Origin of the sequence: Blautia sp. CAG:237, from assembly GCF_000436615.1 — a bacterium.
GTDB classification, from domain to species: domain Bacteria; phylum Bacillota; class Clostridia; order Lachnospirales; family Lachnospiraceae; genus Blautia_A; species Blautia_A intestinihominis.
Map to the genome: position 1 here is coordinate 27,708 of NZ_FR886755.1, position 15,353 is coordinate 43,060.

Below are 15,353 nucleotides of genomic sequence, written 5' to 3' on the forward strand. Positions count from 1 at the left end.
CTTCTGGGCGGTGATCGCCGGGAGCCTCTGTTTTTGGCGTAATAATGATGTAAGAGAGAGAATAGAATAAAAATTGACGATATCGTATAAAGGCAGAATTTCAGGCTCATGAGACGATGGCTCTGGAAAAGTTTCTTCTGTTTTTTTATTCTTACCTGCATCACTGGCAGTCAAAAGATCCTTCTGGAGCGAAGCCGGGCATCGATACTGGATGAAAAAACATGTGAGTCAGCTGCGTTTCGGGAGCAGCATCTTCCGACGGAACTATACCGGCAGCTTCGCAACCAGGATGAAAGTTCAGGAAATACAGACTGGATGGAAAATCTGACGACGACAATGCTGAACGGGAAATTTTATCCCGGGAGATGTTCTTCTGACAGGGAGCCTTATCTGAGATATAAATACAAAGAATATACAGATCTGTGCAGTTTTTACCAGGCGGTCTGGAAGGATGTCAGATATTTTCCGGTCGCAGCAGATGACATCTCATTTGAGGACGGCTGGATGGAAGAGAGAAGCTTTGGGGGAGAGCGTGTTCATGAAGGCTGTGATCTTTTTGGAGGTTGCGGGGCAGCAGATTTTTATCCGATCATCAGTATGACGGACGGAAGTGTAGAAGCGGTCGGCTGGCTCCCCTTAGGTGGCTATCGGATCGGTATCCGTTCTCCTTCAGGAGGCTATTTTTATTATGCACACCTTTCTTCCTATGAGCGGGACTGGAAGGAGGGAGATTCCATAAAAGCGGGAGAAATCCTTGGGTTTATGGGCGATACCGGTTATGGCAGTGAAGGTACAAAGGGAAAATTTCCGGTACATCTGCATCTCGGGATCTACATTCAGACACCGTATTCGAGGGAGATGAGCGTAAACCCATACTGGGTGCTGAAGGCCGTTCAGAAAAAAATCAGAAAGTGTGTATATTAATTACATATCCATGCAAAAATGTGCTATAATGCAAAAGTAGTTTCGCTTTAAATCAAGAGGAAGCCGGGGCTACTTTTGCTACAAGCCACCAAGGGAGCGATTTTTATGGAAATACAGTTATGGAGAAGTATATTATGTCCATATGAACTGGCTGTCAAGGAGCTGATGGTCAAGTTTGAACATATTATAGAAGAACACAAGCAGAACGATCTTTATTCTCCGATCGAGCAGGTCAGCGGACGCGTCAAGAGCCTGCCAAGCATTCTGGAAAAGATGCAGCGCAAACACATTCCCATGGAACGCATGGAGGAAGAACTGGAGGATATCGCAGGTATCCGCATTATCTGCCAGTTTGAGGAAGACATTGATACCGTTGCTGCGATCATTCAGAAGCGTACCGATATGACGATCAAGAGTGAGAAGAACTATCTGAAGCACATCAAACAGAGTGGATACAGAAGTTATCACCTGATCATTTATTATACAGTTGAAACGATAAACGGACCAAAGAAGATCCAGGCGGAGATCCAGATCCGTACCATGGCGATGAATTTCTGGGCGACGATCGAGCATTCTCTCCAGTACAAATACAAAGGTGAGATGCCGCTTCACGTGGCAGAGCGCCTGAGCAACGCCGCAGATGCGATCATTGCGCTGGATCAGGAGATGTCCTCTGTCCGCGATGAGATCATGGATGCACAGAACTCTTCGCAGATGCAGTCGAATCTTGTCAAGGATATTCTTCTCAGCATCGAAAATCTTTACAAGATTTCAAACAAAAGGGAAGTTGCCAAGATCCAGGACGAGTTTCTCCGCGTATTCCGGACGAAGGATCTGCAGCAGCTTGCACGTTTTCACAGACAGCTTGATATCATCGCAGAGGGATATCGGGCACAGTCGGTATCATTTTAGGAGAAGAACATATACATGCAGGATTTTTTACCAGTAACCAAAAAAGAAATGCAGCAGAGAGGATGGGAACAGGTGGATTTTGTCTATCTGACAGGAGATGCTTATGTAGACCATCCTTCTTTTGGTACAGCGATCATATCAAGACTTCTGGAGAGCAGAGGCTACCGCGTGGGGATCATCCCACAGCCGGACTGGCGTAAGAAAGAAAGCGTCCAGGTATTTGGCGAACCGCGTCTTGGTTTTCTTGTCAGTGCCGGAAATATGGATTCCATGGTGAACCATTACACCGTTTCCAAGAAACACCGCCAGAAGGATTCCTATTCACCAGGCGGCGAGATGGGACTGCGCCCGGACATGCCTACCGTGGTGTACAGTAACCTGATCCGTCAGACGTATAAACATACACCGATCATCCTGGGCGGGATCGAGGCAAGCCTTCGACGCCTCGCACACTATGATTATTGGGAAAACAAGGTGCGCCGCAGTGTCCTTCTGGATTCCGGGGCGGATCTTATTTCTTATGGAATGGGAGAGCATTCGATCATCCAGATCGCGGAGGCGCTTCAGAGCGGCCTTCCGGTAGATGAGATCACTTTCATTCCGGGAACCGTTTATAAGTGCAAAGATCTGTCGCGCGCTTATGATCCGATCATCCTTCCGTCCTATGAGACAGTATCTTCGGACAAAAAAGCCTATGCCGAAAGCTTTGCCGAGCAGTACAGAAATACCGACCCGTTTACTGCCAGACCGATGGCAGAGAGCTACGGAAATCGAGGATGCGTGATCCAGAACCCGCCGGCACTTCCACTGAGCCAGCAGGAGATGGACGATGTTTACGACCTTCCCTATCAGAATACCTGGCATCCGATGTATGACGCCAAAGGCGGAATCCCTGCTCTGGAGGAGATCAAATTCAGCCTGACGAGCAACAGGGGCTGTTTCGGCGGCTGTAATTTCTGTGCTCTGACGTTCCATCAGGGACGCATTCTCCAGACGAGAAGCCATGAGTCCATTCTCAAAGAAGCAAAAAAAATGACTCATGATCCGGATTTCAAGGGCTATATCCATGATATCGGAGGTCCTACCGCAGACTTCAGGCAGCCATCCTGTCAGAAGCAGCTCACCAAAGGTGTCTGCCAGAACCGGCAGTGTCTTTTCCCGAAACCGTGCGGAAACCTTACCGTAGACCATAGCGATTACGTGGCACTTCTTCGGAAACTCCGCAAGATCTCCGGAGTCAAGAAAGTTTTCGTCCGCTCCGGAGTCCGATTTGACTATGTAGTAGCGGACAAAAGCCCAGTTTTTTTGCAGGAACTTGTGAAATACCATGTAAGCGGACAGCTTCGTGTCGCGCCGGAACACGTTTCCGACCAGGTACTTCACTATATGGGAAAACCATCCCATCAGGTCTATCAGCAGTTTCTGGATCAGTATGAGAAGGCAAACGCGGCGACAGGCAAGAAGCAGTACGCCGTCCCATACTTTATGTCCTCCCATCCGGGATGTACGATGAAGGAAGCGGTGAAGCTTGCAGAATACGTGCGTGACCTTGGATTTACACCGGAACAGGTGCAGGATTTTTACCCGACTCCATCGACCCTTTCCACCTGTATGTATTACACCGGTATCCATCCGCTTACAGGGGAGAAGGTTTACATTCCGCGTGACCCGCATGAAAAAGCCATCCAGCGTGCGCTGATGCAGTATAAGAACCCGGCAAACAGAAGCCTTGTACTGGAGGGGCTCAAGATCGCAGGACGCATGGATCTGGTCGGTTTCGGCCCGAAATGTCTGCTCCGCCCGGAGAGAGACCGAAGGAAAGAATCCGGCAGAAATCCATCAGGAGGAGACCGCAGGAAGCCACAGAACCAGGGACGTAAGCCCGCAAAGAAAACGATCCGCAATACGCATAAGAAAAAATAAGGAGCTTATAGATGAGCAAAACAAACAATAAAAATAAAGTAAGGAAGGGCGACTACGGCTACATTGCCGCCGAAAAAAAGAAACGCATTCTGATCACGGCAGCTCTGTTCGCAGCACCGCTTCTGATCTTTTTTTCAGCAATGATCTACTTTAAGACCAGACTGACTGTATGGACTGTGATCGCAGTGGTCGGCTGCCTTCCGGCATGTAAATCTGTAGTAAGCCTGATCATGATCTTCCGTGCAAAACCGGTCGCACCGCAGGTATATCAGGAAATCAGTAAACATGCGGGCGAACTGGTCATGTCCTATGAAATGTATATGACTTTTTATGAGAAGAGCGCATCGATCGATGCATTTGCGATCTGCGGCAACACAGTTGTCGGTTTCAGCAGTGATCCAAAGATCGATGCCGCATTCATGGAACAGGAGGCGCAGAAGATCCTCCGCGGCAACGGATTCAAGGCAAATGTCAAGATCTTTACCAGACTGCCGCAGTTTCTGGAACGTCTGGATTCCATGAACGAGCACAGAGAATCCCTGGAAGAAGGAATTAAATTCCGCCCGGATGAGAAATATCCGGAACTTTCCAGAAATGAACTGATCAAGCACACGATCCTGGCGATCTGTGTCTGATAGAAAGAGGAACAGAGAAATGAAGGAGTTTCAGATTCGGGACAATGAGGCAGGACAGAGATTTGACAAGTACCTGTCCAAACTTCTTCGGAATGCTCCGAAAAGTTTTTTCTACAAAATGCTCCGCAAAAAAAATATCACACTGAACGGTAAGAAGGCGACCGGAAACGAGAAGCTGGAAGCAGGAGACCAGGTAAAGTTATTTTTGAGCGATGAGACATTTGATAAATTCAGCCAGCAGGACAAGGCCGCCAGAGCGGTAACGACGCTGGATGTACTTTATGAAGATGCAGATGTCCTTCTTATCAACAAGCCGGCTGGGATGCTCTCGCAGCCAGATGATACGAAGGAACCTTCGATGGTAGAGTATGTGATCGGCTATCTTCTGGAGAAGGGCGAGCTTACAGAGGAAGACCTGCGGACGTTCCGCCCGTCTGTCTGCAACCGTCTTGACAAGAATACGAGCGGCATCATCGCGGCAGGCAAGTCTCTGGCAGGCCTTCAGGAACTTTCAGAATTATTCCACGACCGGACGGTACATAAGGAATACCTCTGTATTGTAAAGGGAGTCCTTCGCGAGAAGAAGCACATCAAGGGTTATCTGTACAAAGATACGAAACAGAATAAAGTAGCGATCTATAAGCAAAAGCAGAAAGAAGCACAGCCGATCGAGACAGTTTACGAACCGCTGGAGGATAACGGTGAAGTGACCCTTCTCAAAGTAGGACTGATCACGGGACGTACGCATCAGATCCGTGCACATCTTGCTTCTGAGGGGCATCCGCTGGCAGGAGATACCAAATATGGACAGGATGCATTCAACCGCCGTTACAGGGAAAAATACCAGCTGAAGCATCAGCTGCTGCATGCTTTCCGACTGAGTTTTCCAGACGGAATGGAAGGACGGCTTTCGGATCTGTCCGGCAAATGCTTCCGTGCACCGCTGCCGGCACAGTTTGAGCGTATCATAAAAGAAGAAAAGTTAGGGGAGAAATTATTATGAAAATCTGGAATGAAGTCTGGGACTACATCAAAATGTTCATCATCGTGATCGTCGTAGTTCTGGTCGTAAACAATGTAGTTCTTATCAACGCAAAGATCCCGTCTGAATCTATGGAGCAGACGATCATGACCGGTGACCGTATCTTCGGTTTCCGTATGGCATATGGCATTAATTTTGACTTCTTCGGAACTCATGTTTCCAAGAAAATGAAAGATCCGGAGCGTTACGACATCATCATCTTCAAATATCCTGATGATGAGAGCCAGCTCTTTATCAAACGACTGATCGGTCTTCCGGGAGACACCGTTGAGATCAAAAACGGCAAAGTCTTTATCAACGGCGAAGAGGACGAAGAAGCAAACAGTCATGTACCGGAAACACCGACCGGCAATTATGGTCCGTACGTTGTGCCGGAGGGATGCTATTTCATGCTTGGTGATAACCGCGAGCATTCCAAGGATTCCAGATTCTGGAGCAATACGTTCGTGACTTATGATGAGATCGTCGGCAAAGCAATCATCAGATATTATCCATCCATCAAGGTTCTGGAATAAACAATGGCAACATGGAACAGCAGAGGTCTTCGAGGTTCAACACTCGAAGACCTTGTCAATCGTACCAACGAACAGTATGCGGAGAAGAAGCTCGCTCTGATCCAGAAGATCCCGACACCGATCACTCCGGTCCGTATGGACAAAGAAAACCGGCACATCACACTTGCCTATTTTGAGCAGAAAAGTACCGTGGATTATATCGGGGCAGTACAGGGGATCCCGGTCTGTTTCGATGCCAAGGAATGCTGTGTGGATACGTTTCCTTTAAGTAACGTCCATTCTCATCAGGTATCTTTTATGGAGGCGTTTGAGCAGCAGGGCGGCATCGCATTCTTTCTTATTTTTTTCAGTCATGCAGATCGTTTTTATTATCTTCCATTCCGCGACCTTATGCTATTCTGGAAGCGCATGGAGGATGGCGGACGCAAAAGTTTCCGAAGAGAAGAACTGAAAGAAGAGTTTTATCTGCCGAAGCAGAGCGGATTTCTGGTGCCATATCTGGAAGGAATCCAGCAGGATCTCAAAATGCGGGATTGACAAGCATGGAAATATCCACTATAATCGTTAGTGTTTTACATAGTAACATGGTAGCATACTAAAGCGTATGGCTGCCCGCGAGGAGGATAAAATATGCAGCGTATTTTTCATACACCAGAGGGTGTACGTGATATTTACAATGGAGAGTGCAGCCAGAAGCATCATCTGCAGGCGGAGATCTACAAGGTATTCCGTTCCTACGGATATGAAGAGATAGAGACACCGAGCATCGAATATTTTGAGGTGTTCAGCAAAGAGGTAGGAACCGTTCCTTCCAGAGATCTTTATAAATTTTTTGACAGAGAAGGAAACACTCTGGTACTGAGACCTGACTTCACACCGTCCGTATCCAGAGCATGTGCGACTTATTTTAACCCGGATCAGCAGGTAGTGACACTGTGCTATACCGGAAATACATTTGTAAACAATTCAAGCTATCAGGGACGTCTCAAAGAGACCACACAGATGGGCGTTGAGCGTATCGGAGATGATTCTCCGGAGGCAGATGCAGAACTTCTTGCGATGACGATCGAGAGCCTTCTTGCATCAGGACTTACCGAATTCCAGATCAGTGTAGGACAGGTAGATTACTTCAAATCCCTTCTCAAAGATGCGGGATTAGAGGAAGAAGTAGAAGAGCGTCTCCGCTCCCTGATCTCCCAGAAGAACTACTTCGGCGTAGAAGATCTGGTAAAAGAACAGAAACTTTCTGAATCTCTGGAAAAAGCATTCCTTGAACTTCCACACCTGTTCGGGACCAGCGAAGTACTTGCAAAGGCAAGAAGCCTGACTGACAACACATGCGCGCTTGCAGCAGTAGAGCGTCTGGAGGAGATCTATGAGATCCTCAAAGTTTACGGTTATGAGAAATACGTAAGTTTTGATTTCGGCATGCTCAGCAAGATCCAGTACTACACAGGGATCATTTTCCAGGCATACACTTATGGGATCGGTGAGCCGGTAGTCAAGGGCGGCCGTTACAACGAACTTCTGAAACATTTCGGCAAACCGGCAGCATCCATCGGTTTTGTCATCGTTGTTGACACCCTTCTGATGGCACTTTCCAGACAGAAGATCGAAGTTGCAAAGGATGAGGCTCCTGTAGTCCTCACTTACACAGAAGAGAACAGAAGAGAAGCGATCCTGGAAGCACAGAGACTTCGTAAAGAGGGAACCTGCGTAGCCCTGCGCTGTGAGAAGGAGGAAGACTGATATGAGATACCTGACGATTGCCCTGACAAAAGGAAGACTTGCCGAGAAGACTCTGGATATGCTGGAGCAGATCGGGATCACCTGCGAGGAGATGAGAGACAAGAGTTCCCGCAAACTGATCTTTGTAAATGAAGAACTGAAACTCCGCTTTTTCCTTGCAAAAGGTCCTGACGTACCGACCTATGTAGAGTACGGTGCAGCAGATATCGGCGTGACAGGAAAGGATATCATCCTTGAAGAAGGAAGAAAATTATATGAAGTCATGGACTTAGGTTTCGGTAAATGCCGCATGTGCGTCTGCGGACCGGAGAGTGCCAGAGAGCTTTTACATAATAACCAGCTGATCCGTGTGGCGACCAAATATCCGAACATCGCCAAGGATTATTTTTACAATCAGAAACACCAGACCGTAGAGCTGATCAAATTAAATGGTTCCATCGAGCTTGCACCGATCGTAGGCCTGTCCGAAGTGATCGTAGATATCGTAGAGACAGGAAGCACACTCCGTGAAAACGGCCTCAAGGTCCTTGAAGAAGTCTGCCCGCTTTCTGCAAGAATGGTCGTAAACCAGGTCAGCATGAAGATGGAAGGCGAACGGATCCACAAACTGATCAGCGACCTGAGAAATGTAGTGGTCGATAAATAATACTGTTGACAGAAGGGATGATGACAATGCGTACAGTAGCACTGACAAAAGAAAGCACAAAAGATATTCTCGAAAATCTTCTCAAAAGAAGCCCGAACAATTACGGGAAATTTGAATCCGCAGTTGATGAGATCCTTAAGAATGTAAAGGAAAAAGGCGACGAGGCTCTTTTTGCATACACAAAGGAATTTGACAAGACGGAAGTTACTAAAGAAACCATCCGCGTTACAGAGGAAGAGATCAAAGAAGCTTATGAAGCAGTAGATCCGGCCCTGATCGAAGTGATCCGCAAAGCATTGGTAAATATCAGAAGCTATCACGAGAAACAGAGACAGAACAGCTGGTTCACCACAGAAGCCAAGGGAACCATGCTCGGACAGAAAGTGACACCGCTTGAGAGAGTCGGCGTTTATGTTCCTGGCGGCAAGGCTGTCTATCCGTCTTCTGTACTTATGAACATCGTACCTGCCAAGGTTGCAGGTGTAGACCAGATCGTTATGACCACACCTCCGGGAAAAGACGGCAAAGTCAATCCATCCACTCTGGTAGCGGCAAAAGAAGCCGGTGCAGATGAGATCTACAAAGTCGGCGGTGCACAGGCGATCGGAGCACTTGCATACGGAACAGAGAGCATCCCGAAGGTAGACAAGATCGTAGGACCTGGAAACATTTTCGTAGCTCTTGCAAAGAAAGCTGTTTACGGTTATGTCAGCATTGACTCTATCGCAGGACCAAGTGAGATCCTGGTTCTTGCAGATGAGACTGCAAATCCTAGATATGTGGCAGCAGACCTTCTGTCCCAGGCAGAGCATGACGAACTGGCTTCCGCGATCCTGATCACAACAAGCAGAGAATTTGCAGCAAAAGTCAGCGAGGAAGTAGATGGATTTGTCAAGATCCTTTCCCGTAAAGAGATCATCCAGAAATCCCTGGATAACTTCGGTTACATCCTGATCGCCGAAAATATGGACAAGGCGATCGAGGCAGCAAATGCCATTGCATCTGAACATATGGAGATCGTGACTGCCAACCCGTTTGAAGTCATGATGAAAGTAAGAAATGCCGGTGCGATCTTTATCGGAGAGAACAGTTCCGAGCCGCTGGGCGACTATTTTGCAGGACCGAACCACGTACTGCCGACAAACGGAACAGCGAAGTTCTTCTCTGCTCTTTCTGTAGATGATTTTGTAAAGAAATCAAGCATCGTATACTATTCAAGAGAAGCATTACGTGAGATCCACAAAGATATCGAACAGTTTGCAACTTCAGAACAGCTGACAGCACATGCAAATTCTATCGCTGTCCGTTTTGAGGATGAAGAACAGTAGGAGGACTAAATGACCAGAGAAGCATCTGTAGAACGCAATACAAAGGAAACAGAGATCAAACTGAAACTGGTTCTGGACGGAACCGGATATTCAGATATTGAGACAGGCGTGGGCTTTTTTGACCACATGCTTGACGGATTTACACGTCACGGACTTTTTGATTTAAGCGTCCGTGTACATGGGGATCTGAATGTAGATGATCACCATACGATCGAGGACACCGGAATCGTTCTCGGCAATGCGATCAAAGAAGCAGTCGGAGACAAAAAAGGCATCCGCCGCTACGGAAGCTGCATTCTTCCGATGGATGAAGTACTTGTCCTCTGTGCAGTCGATCTGTCCGGCCGTCCGTATTTCTCCTGGGATGCGGAATTTACCTCAGAAAAGATCGGAGATATGGCGACAGAAATGGTGAAAGAATTTTTCTATGCGATCTCTTATTCCTGTGGAATGAACCTGCATATTAAGGTGCTGACAGGCGGAAACAGCCATCATATGGCGGAGGCAATGTTCAAGAGTTTTGCCAAGGCACTGGATCAGGCAACTTCTTTTGACCCGAGGATCACAGATGTACTTTCCACCAAGGGAAGTCTGTAAGGCAGGGAGGATGATCTTATGAGCAAAAAACTACTGATTCCCTGTTTATATTTGCAGGCAGGCAGGGCGGTCACCGGATTCGGACAGAGAAATCTTTTTGGCGACGGCGATGTAGAGAAACTGGCACGTTTTTACAGTGACAACGGTGCAGATGAACTTCTGGTCTTTGACTTTTCTTCCGGTGATGAGGAGCATGAGCATGCGATCGCGCGGATCAAGGAGATCTGTGCGGCATCTGAGGTACCGGTCATGGCAGCCGGAAATATCAACCGTGCAGAGGATGTCAAGAAACTGATCTATGCCGGATGTGCAAAAGTTGTTCTGAATTTTGCCAAAGACAGCAATGTGGAACTTCTCGGAGAAGTGTCCAGACGTTTTGGAAGGGAGAAGATGCTGGTCTGCATTTCTTCTTCGGAGGAATATAATGATCACAGAGAACAGATCCATGAATTTGCATCCGGAATCCTTGCCCTGGATGCAGTTCCGAATATGGAGGAAACTTCCAGCCTGCCGGTGATCCTTCATACGGAGGAAAGAAATACGAAAGCATTACAGGAACTTCTTTCAGATCCTCTGGTCGGAGGCTTAAGTGGAAGTTTTATCAGTGCCCTGGAACTGGATCTCAATGAGTTTAAACAGACCTGTAAGGAAGCGGGGATTGCTGTCAACACCTACGAGAGCGCGATCAGCTGGTCTGAATTCAAGCTGAACAGCGACGGGATGGTGCCGGTCATCGTCCAGGATTACAAGACAGATCAGGTGCTGATGCTTGCCTACATGAACGAAGATGCCTTCAATATGACGGTAAAAACAGGAAAAATGACCTACTGGAGCCGCAGCCGCCAGGAACTCTGGATAAAAGGACTGACTTCCGGTCATTTTCAGTATGTGAAATCCTTGCATTTAGACTGCGATAATGATACAATTCTCGCAAAGGTAGATCAGATTGGTGCAGCCTGCCATACAGGAAGCAGATCCTGTTTCTTTAAAGAACTCATGAAGAAAGAATATGACGATACGAACCCGCTCAGGGTTTTCCAGGAGGTCTATGATGTGATCGCAGACCGTAAGGTTCATCCGAAGGAAGGTTCTTATACGAATTATCTTTTTGACAAAGGAATCGATAAAATCCTCAAGAAAGTTGGTGAGGAGTGCACAGAGATCGTGATTGCAGCAAAAAATCCGGACAAAGAAGAAATCAAATATGAGATTTCTGATTTTCTGTACCACGCTATGGTGCTGATGGTGGAGAAAGGTGTGACCTGGGAGGAGATCACCAGGGAACTTGTCCGCAGATAATATATAGGAGTTTATATAGTGAGTGCAGCAGGAGAGAAGTTATATATCGTTATCCCGGCATATAACGAGCGCGATAACATTTATAAGGTACTGGATGACTGGTATCCGGTGGTAGAGAAGCATTCCGGCGGTGGAGAGTCCCGTCTGGTCGTGATCGATGATGGAAGTAAGGATGACACTTATGCGATCATGCAGGAGTATGCCAGGACACATCCATTATTTGAGCCTCTGACCAAGCCGAATGGCGGTCATGGAGCAACCGTATTGTATGGATATCATTATGCACTGGAACATGGAGCAGATTACATATTCCAGACAGATTCTGACGGACAGACACTTCCGGAGGAGTTTGAACCATTCTGGAAACAGAAGGAATCCTACGATATGGTCATCGGCTGGAGAAACAAACGTCAGGATGGAGGAAACCGTGTCTTTGTCACCAGGACACTTCGTCTGGTCATCCGTGTCTGTTTTGGAGTTTCTGTGACAGATGCCAACACCCCGTTCCGTCTGATGAAAGCATCGACACTTCAGAAATATATCGGCCTTATCCCGAAGGATTTCAATCTTTCCAATGTCATTCTTTCTGTGATCTATGCAAAGAAAGGCTGTAAGGTCAAATACATCCCGATTACCTTCCGCCCGAGACAGGGTGGAGTGAATTCCATCAACATGAAAAAGATCTTCGGAATCGGCAGACAGGCTGTCAGAGATTTCCGAAAAATTAATAAGGTATTGTCCCGGAGGATTTGATTCTCCGGGATTTTTGTTGTATAATGGGAAGAGTTTGTGCCGAAATATGGCAGATTTTTTGAGGAGGGAGTAATGGAACAGAAAAGAAATACACATGTCAGACAGAGCCGGTATCAGGCGAAACCTGTCCAGGCTTCATCAAGAAAAAAGGCGGCAGCACCGAAGTCTGCCCGTCCGGGAGGAAATCATCACCAGCAGGATACGAGAAAACATCCGAATCAGGCAGCAGTACATCATTCTACCGCTTCCAGACAGCGAAGCCGCCGCAGAAGAAGACACTTCCGTCTGAAACCGCAGGTTAAGATCGCAGGCATCCTGATTCTGGTATTCCTGCTTGGGCTTGCAGGAAGCAGGATTTTTTCATCAGGAAAAGGATCTGATGGTAAGAAAGCCAAAGAGGCTATGGCCAAAAGTGCCAAAGCAGAGGAAGATGTTGTTGAAATGGAAGAGACAAAGGAGATTGCTTTTGAACCTCACTGCGTAGATTCAACAAAGCCGGAGAATCTGATCAGCTATACAAATATAGAAGTAGATGGAAATCAGCTTGAAAATATTTCTGATTATCAGCCGGATGGAGATATTCAGTTTAATGTAGGAGAAGATTATACAGATGTGGACGGAATTGTTACATTCAGAGGAAACAGTTTCCGTGATAATCCTACACATGGTTATGCAAATATGACCGACTATAAACTTAATGGAAAATGGTCAGCAGATACAGGTTCCCTTGCCTCCGGCGACACAGTCTGGACCGGAAGCGGCTGGACCGGACAGCCATTGATGATGAAATGGCCAAAAGAAGTTAAAGCACATATGAACATGACAGAAAAAGCCAAGGCAGACGACGATCTGGTGGAAGTGATCTACGCCTGCATGGACGGAAATGTTTATTTCCTCGATCTCAAAACAGGAGAAAAAACACGTGATCCTCTGTATCTGGGCTACACCTTCAAAGGTGCAGGTGCACTCGATCCGCGAGGATACCCGATCATGTATATCGGGGCTGGATATAACAGCGACGAGGGAACTGCTAGAGTTTTTGTTGTCAATCTGATCGACTGCAGTGTTATGTACACATTTGGGGACAATGATGAGTTTTCCCTTCGAGGTTCTTTAAGTTTCTTCGACGGTTCCGCACTGGTCGATGAAGAGACAGACACTCTGATCTATCCGGGAGAAAATGGGATCCTGTATCTCATCAAGCTGAATACCAGCTATGATAAGGAGACAGGCTCTCTGTCCATCAATCCGGGTAAGATCGTGAAATGGCGCTATTACGGAACAAGATCCAGTACAGAATCCTTCTGGATCGGTATGGAGGACAGCGCAGCTGTTTATAAGGGTTATGCATTTATGGCAGACAACGGTGGAAACCTGATGTGCCTGAATCTTAACACACTGGAGCTTGTATGGGTACAGGATACCCTGGACGATTCCAACTCCACACCGGTTCTGGAAATTGAGAATGGTCATCTTTACCTGTATGTAAGTACCTCCTTCCGTCTGGGATGGAGAAGCAATGATTCTGCGACCATCCCAATCTGGAAGATCGATGCAGAGACAGGAGAGATCATCTGGCACACAGATTATGAATGCTACACAGACGACGGCGTTTCCGGCGGTGTCCAGTCCACGATCGCCTGTGGCAAAAACAGCCTTTCCGATTACATATATGTCACAGTCTCCAAGACTTCCGACAACGCTTCCGGCGTTCTTGCCTGCCTTAAGAAATCCGACGGCTCCAAAGCCTGGGAAGACTCCTCTTCCTACGCCTGGTCTTCACCGGTCTGCGTCTACAACGAAGACGGAACCGGCAAAGTCCTCTACTGCAACAGCACCGGCGATGTCCGTCTCCTCGATGGCAAAACAGGAGAACTTAATGATACCCTGTCCATCAGCGACGGCGTCATCGAAGCCTCCCCTGCGGTATATGATAATATGGCGGTTGTTGGTACGAGGGACTGCAAGATCTGGGGGATTGAGTTACAGTAAAACAGAACGATGTAAAAAAGCCACCAGCTTGGGTTATATATTGATATTTCAATAAGACTCAGGCTGGCGTTTTTTATAAAAATGTATATTTGAAAATCAAGCCAAAAAAATTAAAATAATGAATAAAATCAATCGTATTTCTTCTAAAAAATGGATATACTGTAATCAGAGGTGAAAATTATGCTGATAGAATTTCGATTCAAAAATTACAGATCATTCAGAGACGAGGCAGTTCTTTCAATGGAAGCAGTAGGGCTTAGCTCTTTCAAAAAAAGCCTGATTGAACAAAATAAGATGAAACTTTTACCGGGGGCTGCCATTTACGGAAAAAATGGTGGTGGTAAAAGTAATGTAATACGAGCTTTCTGACTGGGAGTGCAGTTTATCCGTAATGCACAGAGAATACAGCATGAAAAAGCTTCTGTGCCGGTGGTACCGTTTTTACTTGATGATTATTCTGCAAATAATCCAACAGAGTTTGCATTTGACTACATTGCTGATGGTATTAAATACTGGTACTCATTTGAGGCAACAAAGGAAAAAATTATAAGAGAATCTTTATATCATGCACCGAAGGGGCAGAAAGCCTTAGTATTTTCAAGAGAACAGCAGAAATTTAATTTTACAGAAGATAAAGCCCGAAGAAAACTGATCAGCGAGACGGTGGCAGAGAATCAGTTGTTCTTTTCTGTTGCATGTACAATGAACGATGCAGTTTGCACGAAAGCTATGAAATGGTTTCGAGAAGATATTTTTTTCTCGAGAGACTGCACAGATATTCCACAGCAGTTACTGGAATATTCAGGAGACAGCAATATGCTGAATGCAATTTCGGAATATGCAAAGGCTGCTGATTTTGGCATAGAAGAAATGCAGTTTGAGATAGAAAATAAAGAGATTGACGGAGCAATTGATTTTCCTGAAAATATTCCAGAGGGGATGAAATCGGCATTAACATCCTTTATACAGATCTTGTCAGAAAATTCAAATAATTCAGAAGGAAAAGTGACATGCTCCCACCACTTAAATCTCTGATTT

General features: G+C 46.5%; 16 protein-coding genes. All 16 read left to right on the plus strand.

The genetic code is table 11. The annotated features are described in order from the left end of the window. Nucleotides 1-315: 315 nt before the first annotated feature. The 16 genes from QZL69_RS10615 to QZL69_RS10690 all read left to right on the plus strand — a co-directional run bounded on the left by QZL69_RS10615 (nt 316) and on the right by QZL69_RS10690 (nt 15,350). On the plus strand, nt 316-924 hold the full coding sequence (locus QZL69_RS10615; protein WP_022215185.1) for a M23 family metallopeptidase: 609 nt from the start codon (nt 316-318) through the stop codon (nt 922-924). Between the two features lie 105 nt (nt 925-1,029). Beyond that, nucleotides 1,030-1,836, plus strand: coding sequence for a GTP pyrophosphokinase (locus QZL69_RS10620; RefSeq protein WP_022215186.1), 807 nt, complete (start codon nt 1,030-1,032; stop codon nt 1,834-1,836). Between the two features lie 15 nt (nt 1,837-1,851). After that, on the plus strand, nt 1,852-3,759 hold the full coding sequence (locus QZL69_RS10625; RefSeq protein ID WP_022215187.1) for a YgiQ family radical SAM protein: 1,908 nt from the start codon (nt 1,852-1,854) through the stop codon (nt 3,757-3,759). Nucleotides 3,760-3,770: 11 nt separating this feature from the next. Further along, nucleotides 3,771-4,394, plus strand: coding sequence for a hypothetical protein (locus QZL69_RS10630; RefSeq protein ID WP_022215188.1), 624 nt, complete (start codon nt 3,771-3,773; stop codon nt 4,392-4,394). A 19-nt stretch (nt 4,395-4,413) separates the two neighbouring features. Next, on the plus strand, nt 4,414-5,397 hold the full coding sequence (locus tag QZL69_RS10635) for an RluA family pseudouridine synthase (protein ID WP_022215189.1): 984 nt from the start codon (nt 4,414-4,416) through the stop codon (nt 5,395-5,397). Next, nucleotides 5,394-5,951, plus strand: a complete 558-nt coding sequence (gene lepB, locus QZL69_RS10640) for a signal peptidase I (protein ID WP_022215190.1) — start codon at nt 5,394-5,396, stop codon at nt 5,949-5,951. The genes QZL69_RS10635 and lepB overlap by 4 nt, the downstream gene beginning before the upstream one ends. Nucleotides 5,952-5,954: 3 nt before the next feature. Next, nucleotides 5,955-6,488, plus strand: coding sequence for a Holliday junction resolvase RecU (locus QZL69_RS10645; protein WP_022215191.1), 534 nt, complete (start codon nt 5,955-5,957; stop codon nt 6,486-6,488). Between the two features lie 93 nt (nt 6,489-6,581). Next, the gene (gene hisZ, locus QZL69_RS10650; RefSeq protein ID WP_022215192.1) at nt 6,582-7,700 is read left to right on the plus strand and encodes an ATP phosphoribosyltransferase regulatory subunit; all 1,119 of its coding nucleotides are present in this window, start codon (nt 6,582-6,584) and stop codon (nt 7,698-7,700) included. Between the two features lies 1 nt (nt 7,701). Then, the gene (gene hisG / locus QZL69_RS10655) at nt 7,702-8,346 is read left to right on the plus strand and encodes an ATP phosphoribosyltransferase (protein WP_022215193.1); all 645 of its coding nucleotides are present in this window, start codon (nt 7,702-7,704) and stop codon (nt 8,344-8,346) included. Nucleotides 8,347-8,372: 26 nt separating this feature from the next. Next, nucleotides 8,373-9,674, plus strand: coding sequence for a histidinol dehydrogenase (gene hisD, locus QZL69_RS10660; RefSeq protein ID WP_022215194.1), 1,302 nt, complete (start codon nt 8,373-8,375; stop codon nt 9,672-9,674). A gap of 9 nt (nt 9,675-9,683) precedes the next feature. Continuing rightward, nucleotides 9,684-10,271, plus strand: coding sequence for an imidazoleglycerol-phosphate dehydratase HisB (hisB, locus tag QZL69_RS10665; protein WP_022215195.1), 588 nt, complete (start codon nt 9,684-9,686; stop codon nt 10,269-10,271). 18 nt (nt 10,272-10,289) lie between these two features. Continuing rightward, nucleotides 10,290-11,570: a bifunctional phosphoribosyl-AMP cyclohydrolase/phosphoribosyl-ATP diphosphatase HisIE gene (hisIE, locus tag QZL69_RS10670; RefSeq protein WP_022215196.1), complete on the plus strand. Its 1,281-nt coding sequence runs from the start codon at nt 10,290-10,292 to the stop codon at nt 11,568-11,570. A gap of 18 nt (nt 11,571-11,588) precedes the next feature. Further along, nucleotides 11,589-12,323, plus strand: a complete 735-nt coding sequence (locus QZL69_RS10675; protein ID WP_022215197.1) for a glycosyltransferase family 2 protein — start codon at nt 11,589-11,591, stop codon at nt 12,321-12,323. 72 nt (nt 12,324-12,395) lie between these two features. Continuing rightward, nucleotides 12,396-14,315: an outer membrane protein assembly factor BamB family protein gene (locus QZL69_RS10680; protein ID WP_022215198.1), complete on the plus strand. Its 1,920-nt coding sequence runs from the start codon at nt 12,396-12,398 to the stop codon at nt 14,313-14,315. Between the two features lie 240 nt (nt 14,316-14,555). Beyond that, a complete protein-coding gene (locus QZL69_RS10685; protein ID WP_243002288.1) occupies nt 14,556-14,684 on the plus strand; it encodes an ATP-binding protein in 129 nt (42 codons plus the stop codon). Nucleotides 14,685-14,738: 54 nt separating this feature from the next. Beyond that, nucleotides 14,739-15,350: an AAA family ATPase gene (locus QZL69_RS10690; RefSeq protein WP_291519374.1), complete on the plus strand. Its 612-nt coding sequence runs from the start codon at nt 14,739-14,741 to the stop codon at nt 15,348-15,350. Nucleotides 15,351-15,353: the final 3 nt, after the last annotated feature.